At 47.7% G+C, this 21,036-nt stretch carries 19 protein-coding genes; 12 read left to right on the top strand and 7 right to left on the bottom strand.

Features of this window, described 5'->3' with window-relative positions; all coding sequences use genetic code 11:
* Positions 1–554 precede the first annotated feature (554 nt).
* The 7 genes from J4G07_09370 (at position 555) to J4G07_09340 (ending at position 9,915) form a co-directional block, all read left to right on the top strand.
* Positions 555–1,235, top strand: coding sequence for a DUF1080 domain-containing protein (locus J4G07_09370; protein MCE2414201.1), 681 nt, complete (start codon positions 555–557; stop codon positions 1,233–1,235).
* Between the two features lie 140 nt (positions 1,236–1,375).
* Positions 1,376–2,035: a DUF1080 domain-containing protein gene (locus tag J4G07_09365; protein MCE2414200.1), complete on the top strand. Its 660-nt coding sequence runs from the start codon at positions 1,376–1,378 to the stop codon at positions 2,033–2,035.
* Positions 2,036–2,070: 35 nt separating this feature from the next.
* Positions 2,071–3,612 carry a tetratricopeptide repeat protein gene (locus J4G07_09360; GenBank protein ID MCE2414199.1) on the top strand — a complete coding sequence of 514 codons (1,542 nt, stop codon included), beginning with the start codon at positions 2,071–2,073 and terminating at the stop codon, positions 3,610–3,612.
* 69 nt (positions 3,613–3,681) lie between these two features.
* Positions 3,682–5,127, top strand: coding sequence for a menaquinone biosynthesis decarboxylase (locus J4G07_09355; protein ID MCE2414198.1), 1,446 nt, complete (start codon positions 3,682–3,684; stop codon positions 5,125–5,127).
* A gap of 65 nt (positions 5,128–5,192) precedes the next feature.
* Entirely contained in the window at positions 5,193–6,263 is a 1,071-nt protein-coding gene (locus J4G07_09350) for an NAD(P)/FAD-dependent oxidoreductase (GenBank protein MCE2414197.1), read from the top strand.
* 18 nt (positions 6,264–6,281) lie between these two features.
* Positions 6,282–9,164 carry a DNA polymerase I gene (polA, locus tag J4G07_09345; GenBank protein ID MCE2414196.1) on the top strand — a complete coding sequence of 961 codons (2,883 nt, stop codon included), beginning with the start codon at positions 6,282–6,284 and terminating at the stop codon, positions 9,162–9,164.
* A gap of 460 nt (positions 9,165–9,624) precedes the next feature.
* Positions 9,625–9,915, top strand: a complete 291-nt coding sequence (locus tag J4G07_09340; GenBank protein ID MCE2414195.1) for an RNA-binding protein — start codon at positions 9,625–9,627, stop codon at positions 9,913–9,915.
* A gap of 244 nt (positions 9,916–10,159) precedes the next feature.
* On the opposite strand, the gene J4G07_09335 is transcribed toward J4G07_09340, so the two are convergent.
* From J4G07_09335 to J4G07_09320, 4 genes are all read right to left on the bottom strand, one after another.
* Positions 10,160–10,930: a LamG domain-containing protein gene (locus J4G07_09335; GenBank protein ID MCE2414194.1), complete on the bottom strand. Its 771-nt coding sequence runs from the start codon at positions 10,928–10,930 to the stop codon at positions 10,160–10,162.
* Between the two features lie 339 nt (positions 10,931–11,269).
* On the bottom strand, positions 11,270–12,265 hold the full coding sequence (trpS, locus tag J4G07_09330; protein ID MCE2414193.1) for a tryptophan--tRNA ligase: 996 nt from the start codon (positions 12,263–12,265) through the stop codon (positions 11,270–11,272).
* Positions 12,266–12,329: 64 nt separating this feature from the next.
* Positions 12,330–13,142 (bottom strand): SAM-dependent chlorinase/fluorinase, encoded by an 813-nt coding sequence (locus J4G07_09325; GenBank protein MCE2414192.1) that lies wholly within the window; start codon positions 13,140–13,142, stop codon positions 12,330–12,332.
* Between the two features lie 21 nt (positions 13,143–13,163).
* Positions 13,164–14,009, bottom strand: coding sequence for a sugar phosphate isomerase/epimerase (locus J4G07_09320; protein MCE2414191.1), 846 nt, complete (start codon positions 14,007–14,009; stop codon positions 13,164–13,166).
* Positions 14,010–14,202: 193 nt separating this feature from the next.
* Between J4G07_09320 and mqnE the strand changes: the two genes are divergently transcribed.
* The 3 genes from mqnE to J4G07_09305 are packed head-to-tail and all read left to right on the top strand — an operon-like array spanning position 14,203 to position 16,641.
* The gene (gene mqnE / locus J4G07_09315; GenBank protein MCE2414190.1) at positions 14,203–15,339 is read left to right on the top strand and encodes an aminofutalosine synthase MqnE; all 1,137 of its coding nucleotides are present in this window, start codon (positions 14,203–14,205) and stop codon (positions 15,337–15,339) included.
* On the top strand, positions 15,318–16,127 hold the full coding sequence (locus J4G07_09310) for a menaquinone biosynthesis protein (protein MCE2414189.1): 810 nt from the start codon (positions 15,318–15,320) through the stop codon (positions 16,125–16,127). The genes mqnE and J4G07_09310 overlap by 22 nt, the downstream gene beginning before the upstream one ends.
* Positions 16,128–16,140: 13 nt before the next feature.
* Complete coding sequence (locus J4G07_09305) at positions 16,141–16,641, top strand: transcriptional repressor (protein MCE2414188.1); 501 nt, start codon at positions 16,141–16,143, stop codon at positions 16,639–16,641.
* On the opposite strand, the gene J4G07_09300 is transcribed toward J4G07_09305, so the two are convergent.
* Both J4G07_09300 and J4G07_09295 read right to left on the bottom strand, forming a co-directional pair.
* Complete coding sequence (locus tag J4G07_09300; protein MCE2414187.1) at positions 16,631–17,329, bottom strand: hypothetical protein; 699 nt, start codon at positions 17,327–17,329, stop codon at positions 16,631–16,633. The genes J4G07_09305 and J4G07_09300 overlap by 11 nt on opposite strands.
* Before the next feature lie 211 nt (positions 17,330–17,540).
* A complete protein-coding gene (locus tag J4G07_09295) occupies positions 17,541–18,356 on the bottom strand; it encodes a phytanoyl-CoA dioxygenase family protein (GenBank protein ID MCE2414186.1) in 816 nt (271 codons plus the stop codon).
* 153 nt (positions 18,357–18,509) lie between these two features.
* Here J4G07_09295 and J4G07_09290 point away from each other — a divergent pair, with 153 nt between their 5' ends.
* Positions 18,510–18,890: an iron-sulfur cluster assembly scaffold protein gene (locus J4G07_09290; protein ID MCE2414185.1), complete on the top strand. Its 381-nt coding sequence runs from the start codon at positions 18,510–18,512 to the stop codon at positions 18,888–18,890.
* The gene (locus J4G07_09285; GenBank protein ID MCE2414184.1) at positions 18,887–19,216 is read left to right on the top strand and encodes an iron-sulfur cluster assembly accessory protein; all 330 of its coding nucleotides are present in this window, start codon (positions 18,887–18,889) and stop codon (positions 19,214–19,216) included. The genes J4G07_09290 and J4G07_09285 overlap by 4 nt, the downstream gene beginning before the upstream one ends.
* Before the next feature lie 162 nt (positions 19,217–19,378).
* Here J4G07_09285 and J4G07_09280 read toward each other — a convergent pair whose 3' ends face one another.
* Entirely contained in the window at positions 19,379–20,725 is a 1,347-nt protein-coding gene (locus J4G07_09280; GenBank protein MCE2414183.1) for a glycoside hydrolase family 32 protein, read from the bottom strand.
* Positions 20,726–21,036: the final 311 nt, after the last annotated feature.

The following is a 21,036-nucleotide window of genomic DNA, read 5'->3' as shown; positions in this document are numbered from 1 at the left end:
AGTCCTACGCGGGTCGAAGGTAGCCCATCCGCACGTAAAAGGCAACACGCGGTCATTATGGCAATTTATACTTATTTTCTGTAAAGTGGGAGGGGAGAGGGGGTATTTGTAAATCAGACGGGGGTTGCCTCCGCGGGAACAAATATCCCATAGGGATGGCATGGAATCTTGATTAAAAACCGCACGCGCGGAAGATGGGGATAAAAAATGCCTATCAAAATAATATTGAAGGCTCATTCTCAGCCTCAGTAACTTTCATGTACAAAAGTGAAAGTTTCGGAAATCTTCCCTATAATTTTAGCTCAGATCCTGTTTTTTGTCAAATAAAACAGAGAAAAGTAGAGTATTTAGCAGTTTTGGTTGATTTGCGTATGAATTCGCGAGCAGACAGCCGCTCCTACAGAAGAACTAAATAGCCCTAACATTCTTGAAGTTAATGTTGACTTTTTTGATTTTTAACGTTATTCTATTTGTAGGATTTCTGCCATCACTACAATGGTAGAAATGTATTGACAAGTTCTAAATTGTATTCACGAAAAATAGGAGGAGAAGGTATGAAAACGGCTATTAGATTCTCAAAGCTGGTCACTTTGAGCCTCATCATGCTTTTGGGGGTCGCGTTTTCGCTACCAACTTTCGCAGGCACCCAATTGTGGGATTTTGAGGAGAAGCACGATGACTGGAAAGTCGCGAACGGAGATTGGGAAATCAAAGGTGGTATCTATCACGTTGACCGAGGTGGACAAGCTGAACATACGCTCGTTGGTGAAGAGGAATGGGATAACTACACGATTGAGGCGAAAGTTCGGTTAGACGCTGGCAATTGGGCGGGTATCGTTTTTCGGGCAGAAAGCGAGATGGAGTACTATGTCTACTATCTCAACGTCCCGAATAACAAGACGGAACTCTGGCGACACAAAGAGGGTGGCTGGGCTGCCCGCGACAACATCGCGCAAATTCCGGCTGTGGAAAAGGTCCAGATAAAGAACGAGGAATGGATTGATATGAAGGTCGTCGTTGAGGGTGGTGACTTTGAGATTCATCTCAACGGTAAACTTCAAGGTGAGCATAAAGACGATACCTACAAAACCGGTCAAATCGGTGTGTGGGCATGGGAAACCGAGGCGAGTTTTGATGACGTTACGGTTACCGGTGACGATATCGTGGATACCCTTGCCGTTGATGCGAATGATAAACTCACGACAACGTGGGGACGACTCAAACGGGTTTACTAATTTTTGGGTGATTCAACCTCAGATGTTTTGGGGTAATGTGTGGGCAGGCACAAGACCTGCCCCTACGGTCTCCGTTAATGTTCATCTAACCCTGCCACAGCGTATAAGTACTTGCATATCGCACTACATAGGAGCAAATTGTGAAACATCTTTTTTTACTTGTTGTAAGTTGTTTACTCGTAGCCTCCGTCGCTTTTGGCGGCGAACAAACTTGGTCGTTTGAGACGGATGCGGACGATTGGGCTCCCGCTAACGGCTCTTGGAGTGTTGAAGATGGCACTTATAAACTCGCTAAGGGCGGTAGAGCTGAACACTCTCTCATCGGTGACGCTGAATGGGAAGATTACACCGTTGAGGCAAAAGTTCGACTCGATGAAGGAAACTGGGCGGGTGTTGTTTATCGCGCCCAAAGTGAGATGGAATATTATGTCTACTATCTCAATGTCCCGAATAACAAGACCGAGCTTTGGCGACACAAGACAGGGGCATGGGATGCTCGCGACAAGATCGGTGAACTTCCTGGATCCAACGTCACCATCGCGAACGGCGAATGGTTTGACATGCGGGTCGTTGTGGAAGGCGATTCAATGAAACTCTGGATTAACGGTGAAGAGCAGGGTGAACTCAAGGACGAAACCGGTGCTGGATATTCCGCCGGGCAAGCCGGTGTTTGGGCGTGGGAGACTGCCGCGAGTTTTGATGATGTCACGGTCTCTGGGGATGCAATCGCCGGTCTTACGCCGGTAGAACCACAGGATAAATTGACTACCACGTGGGGACGACTCAAACAACGTTTTTAGGTGGTGTTTCCATTTCATCGCCGGGACGGTAGAAGGTGGCACGGAAACTTTCCTACAACACAGTAGCGTTGGTGGCATTCGTGGTATGCAACCTCACCCTTTGGCAGGTTCTGGATGCTTTCTGTCAGGAGATGTCACATGCTGTGGACATCACAACGCGAATTCGTACTTATAAGGCAGAACTGGCTGTTGATGGCACACGGATTGAGACTCGACTGCAACTTGCGAAAGTGTACCTCCAAATTGAGGCTTACAAGGAAGCAGTTGACGAGTACCATCAAATAATTGCCTCAATGGAAGCGAATCCAGTCTCCGAAAGCGAAGGATCTGGACACAACGCCGATAGTGCCGCTGCTTACTACGGTTTAGGATTGGCGTATACCGGGCTTGAAAAATTTGAAGATGCTGTAGCTGCATATCAGCGTGCGATCGTGCTCGTTTCCGATTCGGCATATACCCACGCGGCTTTGGCGAGTGCTTACGCGAACATGCACCGTTACGCCGAAGCACTCGACGCTTACAAAGTCGCGGTTGCTTTGGATCCGAACGATAAGATGATTCACCATCAACTCGGGAATGTCTATAGCAAACGTGGCGAACGTTCCGCAGCGATAGCACACCAACAACGTGCAATTGGCATTGCCCCAGAATTCGCAGCTGCGCACTATCAGTTAGGGCTGCTCTATGCGCAGGAAAAGCGGTGGACGGATGCAATTGCGTCGTATCAGACGGCATATAAGCACGATGAGACGTTAGTTGAGGCACTCTATAATCTCGCACAAGCGTCCCTCCGCGCAGGAAATCCAGATGCAGCGCGTGAGCAGATGGCACTCTTTGAGAGGCAAAAATCGGCACTGATGCCACTCCAGGAATTGCGAGGTGCTTTACAACGGGAACAAGGAACAGCCGAACGCGCCCGGATTCTCACCAACATCGCGAGACTCTATCTCAAAAACGGGTTTTACGAGAAAGCGGTTTGGGAGTACCAAAAAGCACTCGGAATGGATCCCGAACTTGTGGCGGCTCATAACGGTTTGGGTATCGCTTACACGATGCTTGGTAAACACTCGGAAGCCGTTACTGCACAGCAGAAAGCATTGGAACTCCAACCGAATTTTGCAAAGGCATACGCAGGACTCGGTTTGGCGTATTTCAGTCAGAATGAAGCGGAATCTGCACTGAAACATTACCGACGTGCAGCCGCGCTGGAACCCCGATTTTTAGAGGCACATCTAAAGATTGGAACCATTTTGCTGAAACAGAAACACTATGCAGAGGCAATTGATACATATAAGACGAGCGCGTCATTAACCCCTGACAATCCAGAGATATATCATAATTTGGGTATGTGTTATGCGCGTCAAGCGAAAGCGGATTTAGAAGCGGCGCGGCGTTATGTTCAAGAAGCCATCCGCTTGGATCCGAACGGCGCGAGTTATTACAACACGCTTGCACTCATTGATTTCCGACGTAGCGACTATCCCCAAGCAGAGAAGGCGATCCGAAAAGCGTTGGAACTTGAACCGGAAAATCAGAACTATCAACAAGGACTCAGCCAGATTCTGGAAAGTCGGTAGAGGGCGTTAAACGGTTGTCGCGGCGGTTAATTAATTATCTAATCAACACTGATTAAAGAAAGGATATGCATGGCATACGATAGCCTCGCGGAGTTCGTTAAAGCTCTGGATCGAGCAGGTGAACTCAAACGGATAAAAACAACTGTATCACCGGACTTAGAAATCGCTGAAATCACCGACCGTGTGAGCAAAGCAGAGGGTCCTGCGCTTCTCTTTGAAAAAGTTGAAGGCAGTCGAATGCCGCTTCTCATCAATACCTATGGGTCTTATCAACGGATGGCGATGGCTCTCGGAGTTGATGATCTTGGGCACATCGCGTCGGAAATTGAGAGTATGATTAAGTTGGGACCCCCCGATTCCCTCCTTGATAAGATAAAAATTCTCCGACTGCTGTCGCAATTGACGAATTTTCCCCCGAAGACGGTAAAAAAAGGCGCGTGTCAAGAGGTCGTCCTTACGGGTGAGAACGCATCCTTAGATGTGTTGCCGCTCATTAAATGCTGGCCCCTTGATGCCGATAAATACATCACCCTACCCCAGGTTTTCACGCATAGCTTCAAAACGGGTCAACGTAACGTCGGGACATACCGTTTACAAAAAATAACGCCCTACGCTTTAGCGATGCACTGGCAAATTCATCACGACGGTGCTGGTCATCATCGCGAATATCGTCAAGCCGAGCAACAGATGCCCGTCGCAATCGCACTCGGTGGGGATCCAGTGATGTCTTATATCGGCACGGCACCCCTTCCCTCTGGGATTGATGAACTCCTCTTCGCGGGGTTTCTCCGAAAATCGAATGTGGAGATGGTGCCTGCCAAGACGATTGATATGCTCGTGCCTGCAGATGCGGACATCGTGATTGAAGGATACATTGAGCCAAACGAAACCTGTATAGAGGGACCCTTCGGTGACCATACTGGGTTTTATTCCTTGGCAGATGAGTACCCACTTCTTCACATCACAGCGATTACGCATCGAAAAAATCCTATCTATCAGACAATCATCGTCGGTAAACCGCCGATGGAGGATTGCTACATGGGTAAGGCAACTGAACGGATCTTCATGCCGTTGATTAAAACGCAGCTGCCAGAACTCGTCGATATGAATCTACCGTTGTTCGGTGTATTCCACAATTTTGCGCTGATCTCTATCGACAAACGCTACCCGTATCAGGCAAAGAAGATTATGCACAGCCTGTGGGGACTCGGGCAGTTAATGTTCAGCAAAATTATCATCGTTGTTGATAAAGAGGTAGACGTTCAGAATCTCGAAGAGGTGCTTTTCTATGTCGGTAGCAACGTCGATCCGAAAAGGGATGTAACGATTGTCGAAGGTCCTGTTGATGTGCTGGACCATGCGGCACCGCTCATGGGTGCGGGATCGAAGATGGGTATCGATGCGACAACGAAATGGGCGGAGGAAGGTTATCAACGCGAGTGGCCCCAGGAGATCCAAATGTCTGATGAGGTGATTGCGTTAGTCGATGAAAAGTGGAAAAAGTACGGTTTTTAATTTTACCTTATGGATACAACGATCGTTGTTTAACCGTAAGAAAAATTAGAAAAAAGGAAAAAATCATGCAAGAAACGATTTACGACGTTGCGGTGATTGGCGCGGGACCTGCTGGTGCGCAAGCGGCGGTTTCAGCGAGCCATCAAATGCGGCATGTTTTGGTGCTGCACTCAGGAAAGGTGAGTTTTAGTCGGGGTCGCGCTTACTGGTCAAAGTCCGTAGAAATTGAAGATGCGCCGGTCTTTCCCGGTATCATTGGACCTCACTTTGCGAAAGAACTCATGAAATGGATGGAGAGCCGCCCTGTCGTCGATTTTATGCTGGGTTCAGAGAAACGTAAGACAGGCATTGATATACGCGATGGCATGGTTGCGAGACTTACACGAAACGGCGACCTATTTGAACTCGAAGCCTCCACAAAAACGATTAAACAAAATACACTACTGGAGATGGAATTCTTTAAAGCTCGCACCGTCGTCGTTGCCGCTGGATTTGATGATAAGTGGCCCGACATTGAATTTGACCCCGATGCTGAGCGTTTATATAAACAGTATGCGACGGTATTTCGCTATGCAGGCAATCGGAAAGGGTGGCACGTCTGTATCCGTTGTGATGGACACTTACATGTCAACGAGCATCTCGCACTCCTCGGTGTTGGAGACTATATCTATGAGGCAGCGATTGGGGCGCAAGATTTTACGGATAAAATTACAATTCTAACAAACGGTAGACCCCACGGTATGTCGTCCTCTGTGTTGGAGCAGGTGAAAGCACGTAAAATTAATATCATTGAAACAAAAATAAAACGGCACATTGGCGAAAAAACGAACCTCTTGGGATTTGAGATGATTGATGGGAGCGAATTGTTTTTCCACGGTTTCCTCGTCGATGAAGGGCTCATCCCGAACACAAAGTTTCTTGAGGGATGGGATTACCAAAAGGATGAGGAAGGATTGATTGTCGCAAACGAGGATATGCAGATGTTGGACAGCAGTGGAGAGCCGATCCCCGGACTCTTTGCGGCGGGTGACATCATATCTGGCGAGCGGAACCTGATCGCGACGGCGTTCGCGCTCGGGCAAGAGGCGGGTTTGTCAGCATCAGACTCCTTGCGTCAATGGCATTTCCCCGATTAGGAGGCAGGCATAGGAATAATGCAAAACGAACAGAAAGATACCGTCTATATTATTGATACACACGCAGAAATATTTCGGGCTTATTATGCGATTCGTAGCGGGTTGACGAGCAGCATCACCGGCGAGGCGACCCATGCTGTGTTCGGGTTCGCTGGCACACTTATTAGGATTCTGACGCAACTTCAGGCAAAATATGTCGTCGCTGCGATTGATACACCAGGGAACACGTTTCGCAATGAACTTTATTCGGAATACAAGGCGAATCGTTCTCCAGCCCCTGATGATCTGGTGACACAGATTCATCGCATTCTGGAGTTGCTTGAGGCATTTGGTATCTTGACACTCGGTAAACCTGAGTTGGAAGCAGACGACATCATCGCCTCTGTCACACAGGCAATCCTTGACGATCCAGAAGCACGTGATGTTAATATCAGTATTATTTCTAAAGACAAAGACCTTGAACAGTTGTTAATCAACGACCGGGTTACAATGCTTGACCTCCATAACGATAAGATTATCGATGAGCGGTCGCTGTGGGAAATGAAAGGCATAAAACCGTCCCAGGTTGTTGATACGCTTGCCTTAATGGGAGATACTTCAGACAATGTCCCAGGCGTTGAGAAAGTCGGCTTGAAAACCGCAGCGCAATTGATTCAGCAGTACGGCTCCATTGAAGGCATTTTTGAGAACATTGATGAGATTAAAGGGAAACGTCGCGAAAATTTGGAGAAGGCACGTTCACAACTCAATCTTTCACGAGAGCTTGTCACCTTGAAACGAGATGCCACTTCGGACTTCTCCATAGAGCAAGCAAGGGTCAAACCGCTTGACCTCCAGAAGATCCTCCCACTCTTCCAAGAGTTAGAACTCAAACGCTACGAGCAGGTTGTGAGGGAGATTGCGGGTGGTGATTCTACGTCCGCTGTTACGCCTACACCAACGACACGCAAGGAACGGGTTGCGGCGTTAGCGCAGAAAACAGATGCCATTTTGGACAAAGGCAACTACGACACCGCTGAAACAGGGGACTATTCGGCGATCGTTACGCTTGAGCAACTGGAAGCTCTCGTTGATACGCTATCGTCACAGGAGATTATCAGTTTTGATACCGAAACGGATGGCTTGGAACGCGACGCGATACTGTGCGGGTTAAGTTTCTCATGGAAACCGAAGCATGGCGTTTACGTCCCCGTTCGCTCACCGCAACCTGAAAGTCATTTGGATACAGACACCGTGCTTTCTGCACTTAAACCGATTTTGGAGAATCCGGCGTTACCGAAATGTGGACATAATCTGAAGTTTGATGCCGGCATTCTTATCAGGAACGGTGTGAAACTCCAAGGTGCTGTTTTCGATACGCTGCTCGCAAGTCAATTAGTTGATGCGCGGACCCCCTCCCACAACCTTGATACACTGGCGTTGCTCCATTTAGAGCACAAGATGATCTCGTTTGAGGAACTCACGACGGATTCAGGCGATGCGACACCCACTGACGCAGCGACAGACTTAGGTGAACTGTTTGAAGCAGAAGCAGGTCGCCAGAAAACGATTGATGCAGTGCCATTGGAACAAGCCACAATTTACGCAGCAGAGGATGCTGACATTACCCTCCGACTTTATCATTTCCTTACGCCTCAACTTGATGAGATGGGGATCACAGCGTTAGCGCGTGATATAGAGTCACCCCTCGCGCCTATTCTCGCTGAAATGGAGTATAACGGTATTGTTTGCAATAAGGAGGAACTCAAACGTCAAAGCGTTGTGATTAGCGAACTCGTTGATTCTCGGCAAAAGGAGATTCACGAAATCGTTGGGTATCCGTGCAATATTGATTCACCGAGACAACTGGCGCAAGTCCTGTTTGATGAACTCGGTTTCAAACCTGTGAAACGGACACGGGGTGGCAAAATCTCCACTGATGTGACTGTGTTAGAGGCACTCTCGCTGAGGGAGGATATCAACGATCCGAAGACCAGCGTGCCGCGTTTAATAATTGAGTACCGCCAATTCCGTAAGTTACAGAGCACGTATCTGGCGCAACTCCAGAATGCAGTTGACCCCAAAACACAGCGCATTCACACACACCTCTATCAGTTAACAACAGCGACAGGACGTTTGAAGTCTGACCACCCGAATTTGCAGAACATTCCTGTCCGAACTGAGATTGGTAGACAGTTACGGCGCGCTTTTACGGCACCAGAAGCGCATAAGTTAATCTGTGCAGATTATTCACAGATCGAACTTCGCATCCTCGCACACTTTAGTGAAGATGAAAGTTTAATCGAGACCTTTACCCAAGATTTAGACATCCATACAACGGTTGCTGTGCAGGTCTTTGAGGTACCGGCTGCCTCGGTTACGCGTGAACTTCGTGACAAGGCGAAGACCATCAATTTTGGTATCATTTATGGGGTTTCGCCAACAGGTCTCTCACGTCGGATTAAGGGGATGCGTGTGAAAGAGGCGGCAGCCCTTATTGATGATTACAAAACGCGCTTTCCGGGGATAGATCGTTTTCTACAGCAGTGCATCCAGCAGGCATCGGATCATGGGTATGTTAGCACACTCACCGGCAGACGCCGTGCCATACCTGAAATCTATGCTACCAACCGGAGTCGGCGAAACCTCGGGGAGCGACTTGCAATCAATACTGTGGTGCAAGGTTCTGCTGCAGATTTAATGAAGGCAGCAATGGTTCAGGTCCAGCATCGTATTGATAAGGACAAACTTCCGTTGAAAATGCTTCTACAGATTCATGATGAGTTGGTGCTTGAGACACCGGAGGCACTCGCGGCGGAGCATGCCGCAATTGTCTGTGAAGAGATGGAGAACGCAATGTCGCTTCGGGTACCCCTCCGGACAGAGGCAGGCATCGGCGATAATTGGATGACCGCGAAGTGATAGACCGCCGAATAAATTCAGGGGTTTTGTGTCAGAAAAGAAATAAAATTATTCAACAAATGAAATTAATATTGACAAGTCATATAAATTGTGATATAATTTAATGTAAATCTAAGGGAAATGTGGATAATGTCCGCTGGCAAAGTTACGAGTAGTGTTTTGACAGTTTTACGGTTTGGAACCGAAACATGCTCATTGTAAAGTGTGACAAGGCTTCCAAAGAGAGATTGATGAGAGTTAATTTTTGCCAATCTTTGCATTTTGGGCATTGCGTGCAATGTCCGCCTACGCTTGCTGCCAAATTTCTGCCTTTGAAAATGCTGACAGTGCTCAGTTTTCTCATTTTCCCGTATTTCTATTCCCTATACCGGTTTTTTGAGAGGCACGGTTCGCGTGAATGTGCCGATTCTCTTCGTGATGCTTGGTTAGGGGACATATAATTTCTAAAAGGAGAAACGAGATGAATATCTACGTTGGCAACGTGCCTTATGCGGCCACGGAAACCGACCTCGAAGAACTCTTTGGAGAGTATGGTCAGGTTGGAACGGCTACGATTATTCGTGACCGGTACGATGGTCGCTCCAAAGGGTTTGGCTTCGTTGAGATGGAAAACCAAGAGGACGGCGAGCGAGCGATAGAAGCATTGGATGGCCAAGAGATGATGGGACGTCCGCTGAAAGTCAACCCGGCGCGCCCGCGCGAACAACGCCGCGAGCCCCGTCGGTATGACGACGCGGACAGGAACATGTAGTCTGTTTTGTAAACGTTTCAGTGTGACTCTATCTGCTTAGGCAGTTGGAGTCGGATTGAAAATACCGCGATGGGATGGCAACAGTTTTTGCGTCCCGTTGCGCTGATAAATTTTGCCCCAGCTTTGGGATTTGTTTTCTTTAAACGAGTCTCGGGCTGGGGTTTATCGGTTAAAGGGACATAGGACAGGTTGCGGATACGGCGGTGAGAGCCGCTCCGTCAACCCGTCCTGTGCTTAAAATTGCTTAGTATTCTTTCTGCTTGAGGATGCCCCAAGTTACTGCGATTTTCCCAGCGGGTTCCACCGCAACTCCTAAGGCAGTCAAGCCATTATTCATAATATCAGCAATATCGGCATCCGTCAAAGGTGCGTGGAAGAGACCGACTTCGTCCATTGCCCCTGTGAACCAGTTGCCAGTACCGTCCCAAACGCCACATCCGCCGATGTTCACATTGAAATCGGATCTGCCGTGATTGGGCCAATTTCCGTTGACCGTCGTCGCAGTGCCATCAATGTAAACTTTTGTGAATTCTCCGGAAGCTACAGCGGCGACATGATGCCACTCACCGGGTGGGTGTTCGTATGGGTGATTATTACTACCGGCAGTTGGTGTCCACAACGCAACGGTACCAGGGTTAATAAAACCGAATTCCGGTGAATCGTTCTGTCCTATCAATCCGATACGATTCTCTGTGATATTCCCCGGTTTCACCCACGCAACGACTGTGAATTCACGCACGCCGTTGAGGAGTTTTTTGTTTGTGTTGACACAGCTGCCATCAAATGCTAAAGCACTACCGAATCGTCCGTCCACCCATATAGGTGCGTTGACAATCGTTCCATGATTATTGTTTCCTGAGGCATCCATTGCTGTGCTTCCACCCGCTTCGTCAAACAGCCAAATACCGACAACACTGCTCGGGTCAATTGCAGCACTACTACTGTTCACCGTAACGAGACTGATCGCTATCAGCCCTAAACTAAACAGGATAAATGTTAAAGCGTTAAATTTCATTTGAATCCTCTCACTTTCTTTAGAGATTTGCCGCGCCGCAACGCGGACTGTTTCGTGGCATTACTCCACTGTCTGCCAAACTATCGGCGCATGTTGATTGCCTGATGTTCCGCGCAAGGTAGAAATAGGAGTTAAATATATTTTGACATATTTTGCATTAAAATGCAAGTTTTTTTTATAGCAACGCTATTTTGCCATTGTAGCAGACATGCCCAACAATTAGCAAACAAAATTAATTCTGTCTCTTGAACAATTGTTTTCAGCGGGCGATGGAATACGTTAGCAACCGTGCGAATCGAGATTATAGACTTTCCCATAACCCGTTCCGTATGACTGAATTCAAACGCTCACGCCAACCGCCTTGCGAACCTTCGCCAGAATGGGTCCCGCGATATCGCGTGCTTTTTCTCCCCCTTTTTCGAGTATTTTATCCAACTCATCCGGGGCTTCCATGAAGGTATTATACCGATCGCGTTGTTCGGAAAAGGTAGCCTCCAGCAACGCGAACAACTCTTTTTTCATCTCACCGTAGGCGAGTCCACCGTCGAGATAAAGTTGTCGCTTCGCTGCAACAGCATCCGCATCAGCGAGATGACGGTAGATCGCAAAGATACTACATTCGTCCGGGTCTTTCGGATCTTCTGGACGCTTGGAATCGGTTACAATGTGCATGACGGGTTTACGCACTTGGTTAGGAGGCGCGAAGATCGGGATGACGTTGTTATAACTTTTGCTCATCTTTCTACCGTCGATTCCAGGAATCGTCATCACCTCTTTCCGAATGACGGCTTCCGGAATCGTTAAGACGTTGCCGTAATTTTTGTTGAACGTCAAGGCAACATCGCGTGTAATTTCGAGGTGTTGCTGCTGGTCAAGTCCGACCGGCACAACGTGTGTTCCGAACAGCAGAATGTCTGCTGCCATCAAAACTGGATAGGTGAAGAGCCCTGCGTTAATGTTCTTATCCTCTTCACGCCCCTCGGCAACATTGTCATCAACGATCGCTTTATAAGCGTGTGCGCGGTTGAGCAAGCCCTTTGTTGTAAAACAGGACAACACCCAAGACAATTCGAACACTTCTGGAATGTCCGACTGCCGGTAGAAAATTACCTCATCAGGGTTTAATCCCAACGCTAACCACGTCGCAGTGGCTTGATAAGTTAGATGCCTCAACTCCTTCCTATCCCTTACGGTCGTGAGTGCGTGATAATCGGCTATAAAGTACAGGGCTTGAAAATCCTTCGCGAGCTCCAGTGCCGGTTTGATCATGCCGAGATAGTTTCCGATGTGCGGCTGTCCTGTTGGTTTGATTCCAGTTAATGTAATCTGTTTCAATTCCCTTCTATCCCCCTTTATGGATCTAATTCTATTTTATTCTAACCCGCTTGGGCTTATATATTCAATCAAACCGCTGCATTACCACGGGGTCACCCCACTTTATTCCTAAACCTTCTTTGGCGTTTCCACCATTGATAGCAATTTCCAACAACCCATAACTTCCGATGATTGCCAGCGGTTTACCGATGCCAGATTCAGCGTAAGCACAGTTCAGTCGATTCAGTCTCACACCGCCAACTCTAATTTCATAAACAGGTATCTCTCCGATAGACGCATCTTCTAAACGAGCAATTGCGGTTTCCGATATATTTGTTATGGCATTCCCGAATCTGTCAATTTTAACAATTTGCCCTGTCAGTATATTACCGGAGAGTTCAGGCACTTGAATGGGTAATTGAACGAGGGTTTGCACCGGTGGACCGATGTCACCAAGCGGCACACCGAGCGATAGATGTGCCGCAACAGGCGCGAAAATATCTCTACCGTGGAATGTGTTGCTGACTTCTGGCAAGTAGTACGCACTGTTTTGAATCGCCACGGAATCCACGGGTTGTGCTGCCTCGTTCTCAGCACTATGCAATAGATAACTCAACACGCCATTGTCGGGACAGACGAAGAATGCCTTGTCTATGTGGCTAACTATTGCTTGTCGATCACTCCCTACACCTGGATCCACCACGATGATATGAATCGTTCCTTTTGGAAAGTAACTGTGGGCAGCATAAATTGAGAAAGCCGCTTCGTAGATATCTTGTGGTGGGATAGCGTGCGTGAGGTCAACGATCTGCACATTCGGATTAATACCGAGGATGACCCCTTTCATGGTTCCGACATACGTATCGCTTGTGCCGAAATCGGTTGTTAGTGTAATGATACGAGAGTGTTCATTCATTGGTTACAGGTTCGCTTGCATCCAAGTAAAGCTTTTTCTTTGACCCGTGCCATCGTTTTCCCTACCTTCATATTCGCAGCACCAGACACCTTCATAGCCTGCCTCTCTGAGACAGCGGATTGCTTTCGTGAGATCTATTTCACCCTCACCGAGTGCTTCACCGCGGTAATCCGCACGCGAACCTGTCCCGTCTTTGAGGTGCGTGTGTAATGTATAAGGCGCGACGATCTCATAATATCTGCCCACGGTTTTTAAATCGTGACCCGCCCAACGGTAATTCATTGTGTCCATGTTGGCACCGACATATTTAGAACCGACACGTTCAAAGAGTTCTACCTGCAAGTCACCGTCATTTGTAACGATGCCGTGGTTGTCGACTGCCAAGTAGACCTCATCACGTTCGGCGAATTCAAGGCATCGTGTGAGACATCCAGCCATTGCTTCAACCCATCGACCTTCGGGGACAGCATCTTTTGCGGAGCCACCCTCAGTGCGGAGTACTGAAGAGCCGAGAAGTTTCGCAAGTCCTGCGATGCGTTCCATCCGTGCCACTTGGGACTGGATAGCCTCCTCTTCCAACACAACAAAATCGTTCCCCGCAGCAAGTGCAGAGACCTGTAAACCGTAACCTTCAACCTGTGCTCTTACGGCTTCGGCGTTTTGTTCAGGATTGGCAACATCCGAGTTCCATACATCGCTAATTTGTAATTCGACGTAGTCAAATCCCGTTTCACTCGTAAATTTCAGAAAATCGTCAAGGGATTTACTTGCGTAGTTGTAATGAATAAGCCCTAATTTTGGCATAAGTTTATCTGCTCCCCTTTGCGTGTCCAAACCCCATAAAAGCATCTACAAACCGCTCCTACGGTGTGTAACTAACTGCTGACTGTTAACACCTAAAAAAGATTTGCATCCTTTAAAGTTATTGTGCTATAATACCTTTATTAAGAGACAACTGTCAAGCAATTTTTCACTGTCTATAGCAAGTTTTGGCTTGCCAAATTCGTAGGAAAATGGAGAACCGATTAGGATAAAAGAAATGATGGAGAACTATAGCCGTTTTACCGACCCCAAGTTGCCTGAAATCTATGAGAAAGTCAAGGCAGAAGAACGACTCTCCTTTGAGGAAGGGGTCTCGCTTTATGAAAGTCCGGATATTACAGGCGTTGGATTTATAGCGAACCATGCCCGTGAACGTCTCAATGGAAACGTCACTTACTACAACATCAACCAGCATATTGATTATTCAAATGTCTGCATTCTACACGCCCGGTGCCATTTTTGTGCCTTCGCCCGGAAAAACATGCAAACCGAGGGGGCATGGGAAATGAGTGTTGATGATTTTTTAGACAAGGCGATGTATTCTATCGAGCACGGATGCACTGAAATTCATAGTGTTGGTGGCTTACATCCTAAATTACCTTTCGATTACTACTTGGATATGATCCGCGGGCTGAAGGAACGGATGCCACAGGTCCATCTCAAATTCTTCACAGCTGTTGAAATTCACCACTTCTCACGTATCTTTAAAATGTCAATAGAAGAAGTTTTAACCGAATTACGGGATGCGGGTTTGGATTCGTTGCCTGGTGGCGGTGCTGAAATATTTGCGGAAGAAACGCGGGAGAAGATTTGCCCAGGAAAACTGAGCGCAGAAGGATGGCTGGAGGTTCACGATATCGCACACCGTCTCGGTATTTCGACAAATGCAACGATGCTTTACGGGCATCTTGAGACAAACGAGGATAGAGTCGATCATTTCATTCGGCTGCGGGAACAACAGGATAAGTCAGGTGGTTTTGTGACGTTCATCCCACTTGCGTTTCATCCTTTGAACACTCGCATGGCGTATCTCCCATCGACGACGGGGCTAACCGATCTTCGGAACATCGCTGTTGCTCGTTTGATGCTCGATAATTTGCCGCATATTAAAGTTTACTGGATAATGACCGGCTTGAAAACCGCACAGGTCGCACTCCGTTTCGGGGCTGATGATATTGATGGCACCGTAACCGAGGAAAAAATCACACACATGGCGGGAGCGGACACGCCAGAGGCGGTTTCCGTCTCGACACTCACACACCTCATTGAGGAGGCTGGCTTCGTGCCTGTTGAGCGTGATACGCTTTACAATGAGATCATTCGAGAGGGGAATCGGTGGTACAGAAAAGCCGCTTAAGGGTTGGTGCGGTCTCGTTCCTAAACACTAAACCGCTTATTCATCCGATATTGAACGAGGAAATCCAAACGGATATTGAATTCAGTATTGATACTCCGAGCCGTCTCGCGTTATCCTTAAGTAGGGGTGATATTGAGGTAGGATTGATCTCGACTATCGAATATTTTCGAGCGAATCCTTCGCATGCGTCTTACTGTATCCTACCTGATATATCCATTGCGTCTCACGGAAGCGTCCAAAGTATCCAACTCTTCAGTCGACTCGATACGAATTCCCGCTCCTCTATTGCGCTGTTAAAAATTCTGCTGGCTGAGAAGTATCGAATCTCCCCAGCGTTCACAACGTGCAGACCGACAGTAAATCCAAAGACTGCCCTTCAGGATCGCCAAGATCCACCTTTTGATGCGGTCCTCCTGATTGGGGATCCAGCTCTCAGGCATCTGGGTTCAACGGAATATAACTTAGATCTTGGTAAGGCGTGGTATAAGTTAACCGGTTTACCCTTTGTCTACGCTTGTTGGGTTGCCCGGACAGAAGCGCAGCTTGGTAATTTACCGAAGGTACTCCTCGAATCAAAAGCACGTGGTATCGCACAAATCCCAGAGATCGCACGGATTGAAGCGCGGAAGCTTGGTTTGTCCGAAACGCTTTGTCGCGATTATTTACAACATCACATCAAATACGACTTAGATGAACCTGCGATCAAAGGTCTTGAACTCTATTATAAGTATGCTGTGAAGAACGATCTTGCGCCACCGTGTCGTCGTCTGTCTTTTGCGTCCAGTTGAAAGGGGTCGGAAAATGGAAACCGCTGAAGAAACTACTCGCGATACAGAGTTTGCAAACCAGTTTGAAGATTATCTGAAAAGTTGTGGACTCCGTTTGACCCAAAAGCGATTGGACATCTTAAACCAGGTCTTTGACTATCCGGGACATTTTCAGACAGAAGATCTCTTGGTTCAGATGCGTCGAAACGGCTATCTGGTGTCTCGACCGACGATCTATCGGACGTTGCCGCTGCTGGTGAGAAGTGGATTGTTGACAGAATTCATTGACGCGCAGAAGAATACTCGCTATGAGAGTATTCATTCACTTCGGGAGCATGCGCACCTTATCTGCCTGCGGTGTAATCAGATTGTTGAGTTTAAAGAACCGCAAATCGATGCTTTGCAGAAAGCGGTGTGTGAAGCACACGACTTTAAAGCCGTGCGCTTCCGTAATGAAATCATCGGTTATTGTGCCGAGTGTCAAGCAGAGTTAGAGCCAAAAACGCCTGATGAATCGGACGAAACTACTGCTTGAGCCGCCCCCACGTTGTGGTTAGCAATCCATCCGGGTGCACCGGTAAAGTTTTTTCGTCCGCTTTTTCGTAGTCTTCATCCGTAGGTTGATATTCCAGGTCACTGGACCAACAGAAAACGTCGTACTGGACCTGGAGTGAACTCTGCCGTGTCCATATCATCATGACGTTTTCACCGTCTTGTAATTTATTAATCGTGCCAGCATCCTGTCCAAAATCTCCGGTCTTCTTCCATGTCCATTCGGGGATATTTTCTTCAAAGATAATGTGATTTGGACGGACGAAGGCGGGTTCAGCATCTGGAATCTTATCGCCATCGTCGCCCAAAACCCATAACCAGTCCGAATGGTTGCTTGGATTAATAACGCGCCCGATGAACCGCCAGTCCCCGGCTTTTCCGCCTGCACGACTGATGTCGAACCTGTAGAGTATCCAGCCTTTTTTACCGGCACCGGCGTTCGTGATAATATCCCCGAAGGCACCATCGGCAGGATCTACAGCCTTTTCACCCTTACCCAATTTATAGACGTCAGCGGAGTCCCTTTCGTCAAAGGCTTCCGCCTCAAACCATATCTGCTCGCCCTTTCCATTCTCCGAGACCTTGAATTCTTCTACGGCGAAGCTTGTGAGCGGCTGTATCAGCAGAAGACAGAGGGCTAAGCTGAGCGTTAATTGACATTTTTGGAGCATTGTGCATCCTCCCGTTTGCTGGTGGGATTCCTAATCCCATCAAATAGAGTAAAAAAGCGAAATCTGGACAATTTTCTGAGGATTTCAGTTAGATAATGGCACGTGAATTAGTGGTAACCTTTCTAACCACGCGGCACAGTATCAATTGCAAGAATGGTAGCATATTTCACCGAAAGCATCAAGCAAGATTTCCCAATCTTTGCTTGACCTGTTAGGTTAACTGGATATACTCACTTTTGACAATTTCCTTGATATGCGTATAGGATGCGGGTTGCACGAGTTCAATGGTTTCGGGAGAAAGTCGTTCCACCACCTCTGGTGGAAATGGGACTCTCTGTGCCCTTGCATCTTGGAAAAACTGTGTTGTGTAACGCAAGATGATAAATCGCCGATACCGATCCTTCGGTTTCCAGATGAGAACTCCATGTGTCAACAGTTCGGACAGAACGATTGCGTCGCCGGCACGCGCTGTCACATTAACTAACGCCGGATGGAGTTCATCGGGTGGATCCTCCGGATCTGGGAAGAAGATCCCCTGTGGACGTTCAAAGTTTGCCTTGTGGGAACCCGGTAGGACGACTAAGCCGCCATCGCCGGCGTGGACATCGGCGAAATAGAAAAAGACGACGAAGTCGTTGCAGTGAATCTGTCCATCCTTGACGTCGTAGCGACGCGTCTGCCATCCACAATCTTCACGCGCACAGTGCAACTTGCCAATAACCTGATCGTGCTCTGGTCCCTTGGCAAGAAGGCTGCCTCGATTAAAACGAGGCTTATTATCGGTGAGTTCCTTCACGATCGGCCACGTTTTCGGATGAAGTGTGAGTGCTTCAAGCGATTTGTCGAACGAAAAACCGTTGGAATAGCCACCACCACCGTAACTAATACCGGGCGGGAGTTTATCCTGCGGTGTTTGGACGCATCGCTCGACGGCATCCTGAGCGTTTTTCAATTCTTCATCGCTGAGGACGTTTTTGAGGTGGATATACCCCGTTAAGTCAAAAAGGTATCGCTGTTTGGGTGTCATCTGTCCTCTCCATCTGATTTAGAACTTAAAAACTTGACATGTGTCTGGAAATATCGTATAATTGAAAAATAAGTTTCTTTAAATGGAATTGTAAATTACAATTTATTTCGTGAATCGTGGGGAAAACCTTGTAAACTCGATTTACAACGTCTCATGTATACGCCACAAGTGACCGAACATTACGAAAACCCGCGCAACATCGGAACTATCACCGATGCTGATGGCACGGGTAGTGTTGGTTCTCCTGCTGACGGTGAGATGATAAAACTCACGCTCATGATAACAGATAATGTGATCGTTGCAGCGAAATTTCGAGCCTTCGGTTGCCCTACTGCTATCGCGAGTGCTTCGATCCTCACTGAACTGGTTACAGGCACCCAGATCCCGCGGGCATTGGAAATTACTGCTGTGCAGCTTTCTGAAGCGTTGGGAGGACTGCCGCTGGATAAACAACGTTACGCGAACACTGCTGAAAAAGTCTTAAAAATGGCAATTGCTGATTTTCTGTCCAAAAAGGAGGTGCAACCACTATGATTACTGTCACAGAATCTGCCGCACAAAAGGCGGCCACCCTCATTAACAACAGTGAAACCTCAGCTGAATCCGAACTTGGCTTGCGGATGCAGGTTATCGGCGGTGGATGCTCCGGTTTCCAATATAATCTTGAGTTTGGCACCGCAAAAGGGACCGACAAAGTTTTTGAATTTCATGGCTTGAAGATTTTCGTCGATCCTCGTAGTACACTCTATCTCGCAGGTTCCGTCCTGGACTATAACGATGGCTTAATGGATTCAGGCTTCAAAATAACTAATCCGAACGCTAAAAACACATGCGGTTGTGGTGAGTCGTTTAGTGTTTAGCACGTTTGGGCTGCTTTGCAGTCGCGCTGTACAAGCACGTCTATAGAAGCCGACTAATTTAAGAAACACTCTTTTTTATTTAAACGCGCCTGAAAGTTCATAAGACTTTGCAGGCGCGTTTTTTGGTAATTGGGTATCCCAATAGATTCCATTTTTTGGGCATCAAACCCACGAAGATCTCAATTCGTGCACTTTCAGTGATACCAATGTCGCTGAACTTCCCTCGGCGTAGATTCCGATGTCTGCGTTCTCCAGATCTGGAAGAAAATAGGACGTCATTGAGAGTTCACCATCATTTCCAAATGCTTCGATAGAGATACGGTCAACTAAAATTTGCAAGCGGATTTTCCCATTTTGTGGCACGAGGGGTCCGCTCCTTTCTAAGAATGTTAGTTCCTGAGATGCGACATCGTAACGGACATCCTGCCCACGAATTTTGAAACCGACGGCAGTGGCATCGCTCAGTGCTATTTCAGCACGGATATCAAACAACTCACCTGTCAAACCTGCAAGCGGATCTTCACCCTGTTTGAGCGGAAGGTCGCTCCACGCGTGCGTATACGTGTGAATGTTTTCGATCTCTGCAACCGGTTCTCGATGTAGACGTATACCCTCTGAAGTCGTCCGAAGGGTTAGTTCGCACGGAAAACTCATCTGCTGGTTAAAAGGCATATCCGGTGGCTTACTGCCACTCATCCAAGCGATTTGAATGCGTCTGCCATCGAATTCTGGGACATCGCTCCAGGTTTGCGCTGCATAGAAGTTGGCACCATAGTCAGCGCGATGCGCGTCACCTTCGGGTGTAAAGGTTGTTCCATCGAAATTACCGACGTAATATTTCCCTGCCGCACCCCAGAAAACCCATTTAGTATTATCGGGGTCGCCATCAACGGGAAGCTCGAAGATATCCGGGCATTCTGTATCGGGAATCTGTAAGTCGGATAACCGTGTCCACTCCTTCAGGTTTGTTGAACCGAACAGGACATAGTCATTCTGGTCAAGGTAGAGTGCCATCACCCATTTTTGCGTCGGTTCGTGCCAGATCACCTTCGGGTCGCGGTTATCCCTCACGATATGCTCAATGACCGGATTCCCTTCATATTTTGTCCAACTCCGTCCGCGATCGTTGCTGTAGGCGATACTTTGTGTAAATGGCACCTCTTTCGGGGCGTGGCTGCCTGCAGACGTGTAAAAATTGACGAGTACCGCTTCGTCGCCGGTCTGAAAACCACCCGTATTGTTCCAATCCACAACGCCAGAACCGGAGAAGATTGTGCCGAGTTCATCCGGGTGGATGGCATGCGGGAGTTGCTTCCAATGGACGAGGTCTGTGCTGATAGCATGTCCCCACGTCATGTTGCCCCAGTCGATACCGGATGGATTATGTTGGAAGAAGAGATGAAACTCGCCTTTGTAATGGATTAAGCCGTTCGGATCGTTGGTCCAATTGGTTTTCGGTGTAAAATGGAACTGTGGACGATATGCTTCCTTGTAAGCCGTCTGAATCATTAAGTCTTTCCTTTCGGTTTTAAGCGTTGCAAAGAGATACACGCTATTTCCGCTGTTTTGCTTACCATTCTATGCATGTTTTTCATTTTGTCAAGTGCGCTTTCTCATTCCCCGTCAAACATTTTAAGAACGTGCGATGAATCGCAAGACTACGAACATACCTATTGCTTCTTCACAGGTGCATCCGAAAATGTGTATAAGCGGTAAAACTGAATTACTTTACTTACCTAATGCTTTTCGCGATAAAATTTTGTGAAACCTGAAAAGGAATAGCCATGGTAATGGAGGCAAATAGTGATAAATCTTTGTAA

The sequence above is a fragment of the Candidatus Poribacteria bacterium genome, from assembly GCA_021295715.1.
Classification (GTDB): Bacteria; Poribacteria; WGA-4E; order WGA-4E; family WGA-3G; genus WGA-3G.
The sequence above is the reverse complement of the archived record's forward strand: the minus strand, read 5'-3'. Positions and strand labels throughout refer to the sequence as shown.

Coding starts and splice junctions, on each gene's coding strand:
- J4G07_09370 (MCE2414201.1), top strand. CDS start 555: ATGAAAACGGCTATTAGATTCTCAAAGCTGGTCACTTTGAGCCTCATC.
- J4G07_09355 (MCE2414198.1), top strand. CDS start 3,682: ATGGCATACGATAGCCTCGCGGAGTTCGTTAAAGCTCTGGATCGAGCA.
- J4G07_09350 (MCE2414197.1), top strand. CDS start 5,193: ATGCAAGAAACGATTTACGACGTTGCGGTGATTGGCGCGGGACCTGCT.
- polA (MCE2414196.1), top strand. CDS start 6,282: ATGCAAAACGAACAGAAAGATACCGTCTATATTATTGATACACACGCA.
- J4G07_09340 (MCE2414195.1), top strand. CDS start 9,625: ATGAATATCTACGTTGGCAACGTGCCTTATGCGGCCACGGAAACCGAC.
- J4G07_09335 (MCE2414194.1), bottom strand. CDS start 10,930: ATGAAATTTAACGCTTTAACATTTATCCTGTTTAGTTTAGGGCTGATA.
- J4G07_09320 (MCE2414191.1), bottom strand. CDS start 14,009: ATGCTTTTATGGGGTTTGGACACGCAAAGGGGAGCAGATAAACTTATG.
- mqnE (MCE2414190.1), top strand. CDS start 14,203: ATGGAGAACTATAGCCGTTTTACCGACCCCAAGTTGCCTGAAATCTAT.
- J4G07_09305 (MCE2414188.1), top strand. CDS start 16,141: ATGGAAACCGCTGAAGAAACTACTCGCGATACAGAGTTTGCAAACCAG.
- J4G07_09300 (MCE2414187.1), bottom strand. CDS start 17,329: ATGCTCCAAAAATGTCAATTAACGCTCAGCTTAGCCCTCTGTCTTCTG.
- J4G07_09295 (MCE2414186.1), bottom strand. CDS start 18,356: ATGACACCCAAACAGCGATACCTTTTTGACTTAACGGGGTATATCCAC.
- J4G07_09290 (MCE2414185.1), top strand. CDS start 18,510: ATGTATACGCCACAAGTGACCGAACATTACGAAAACCCGCGCAACATC.
- J4G07_09285 (MCE2414184.1), top strand. CDS start 18,887: ATGATTACTGTCACAGAATCTGCCGCACAAAAGGCGGCCACCCTCATT.
- J4G07_09280 (MCE2414183.1), bottom strand. CDS start 20,725: ATGATTCAGACGGCTTACAAGGAAGCATATCGTCCACAGTTCCATTTT.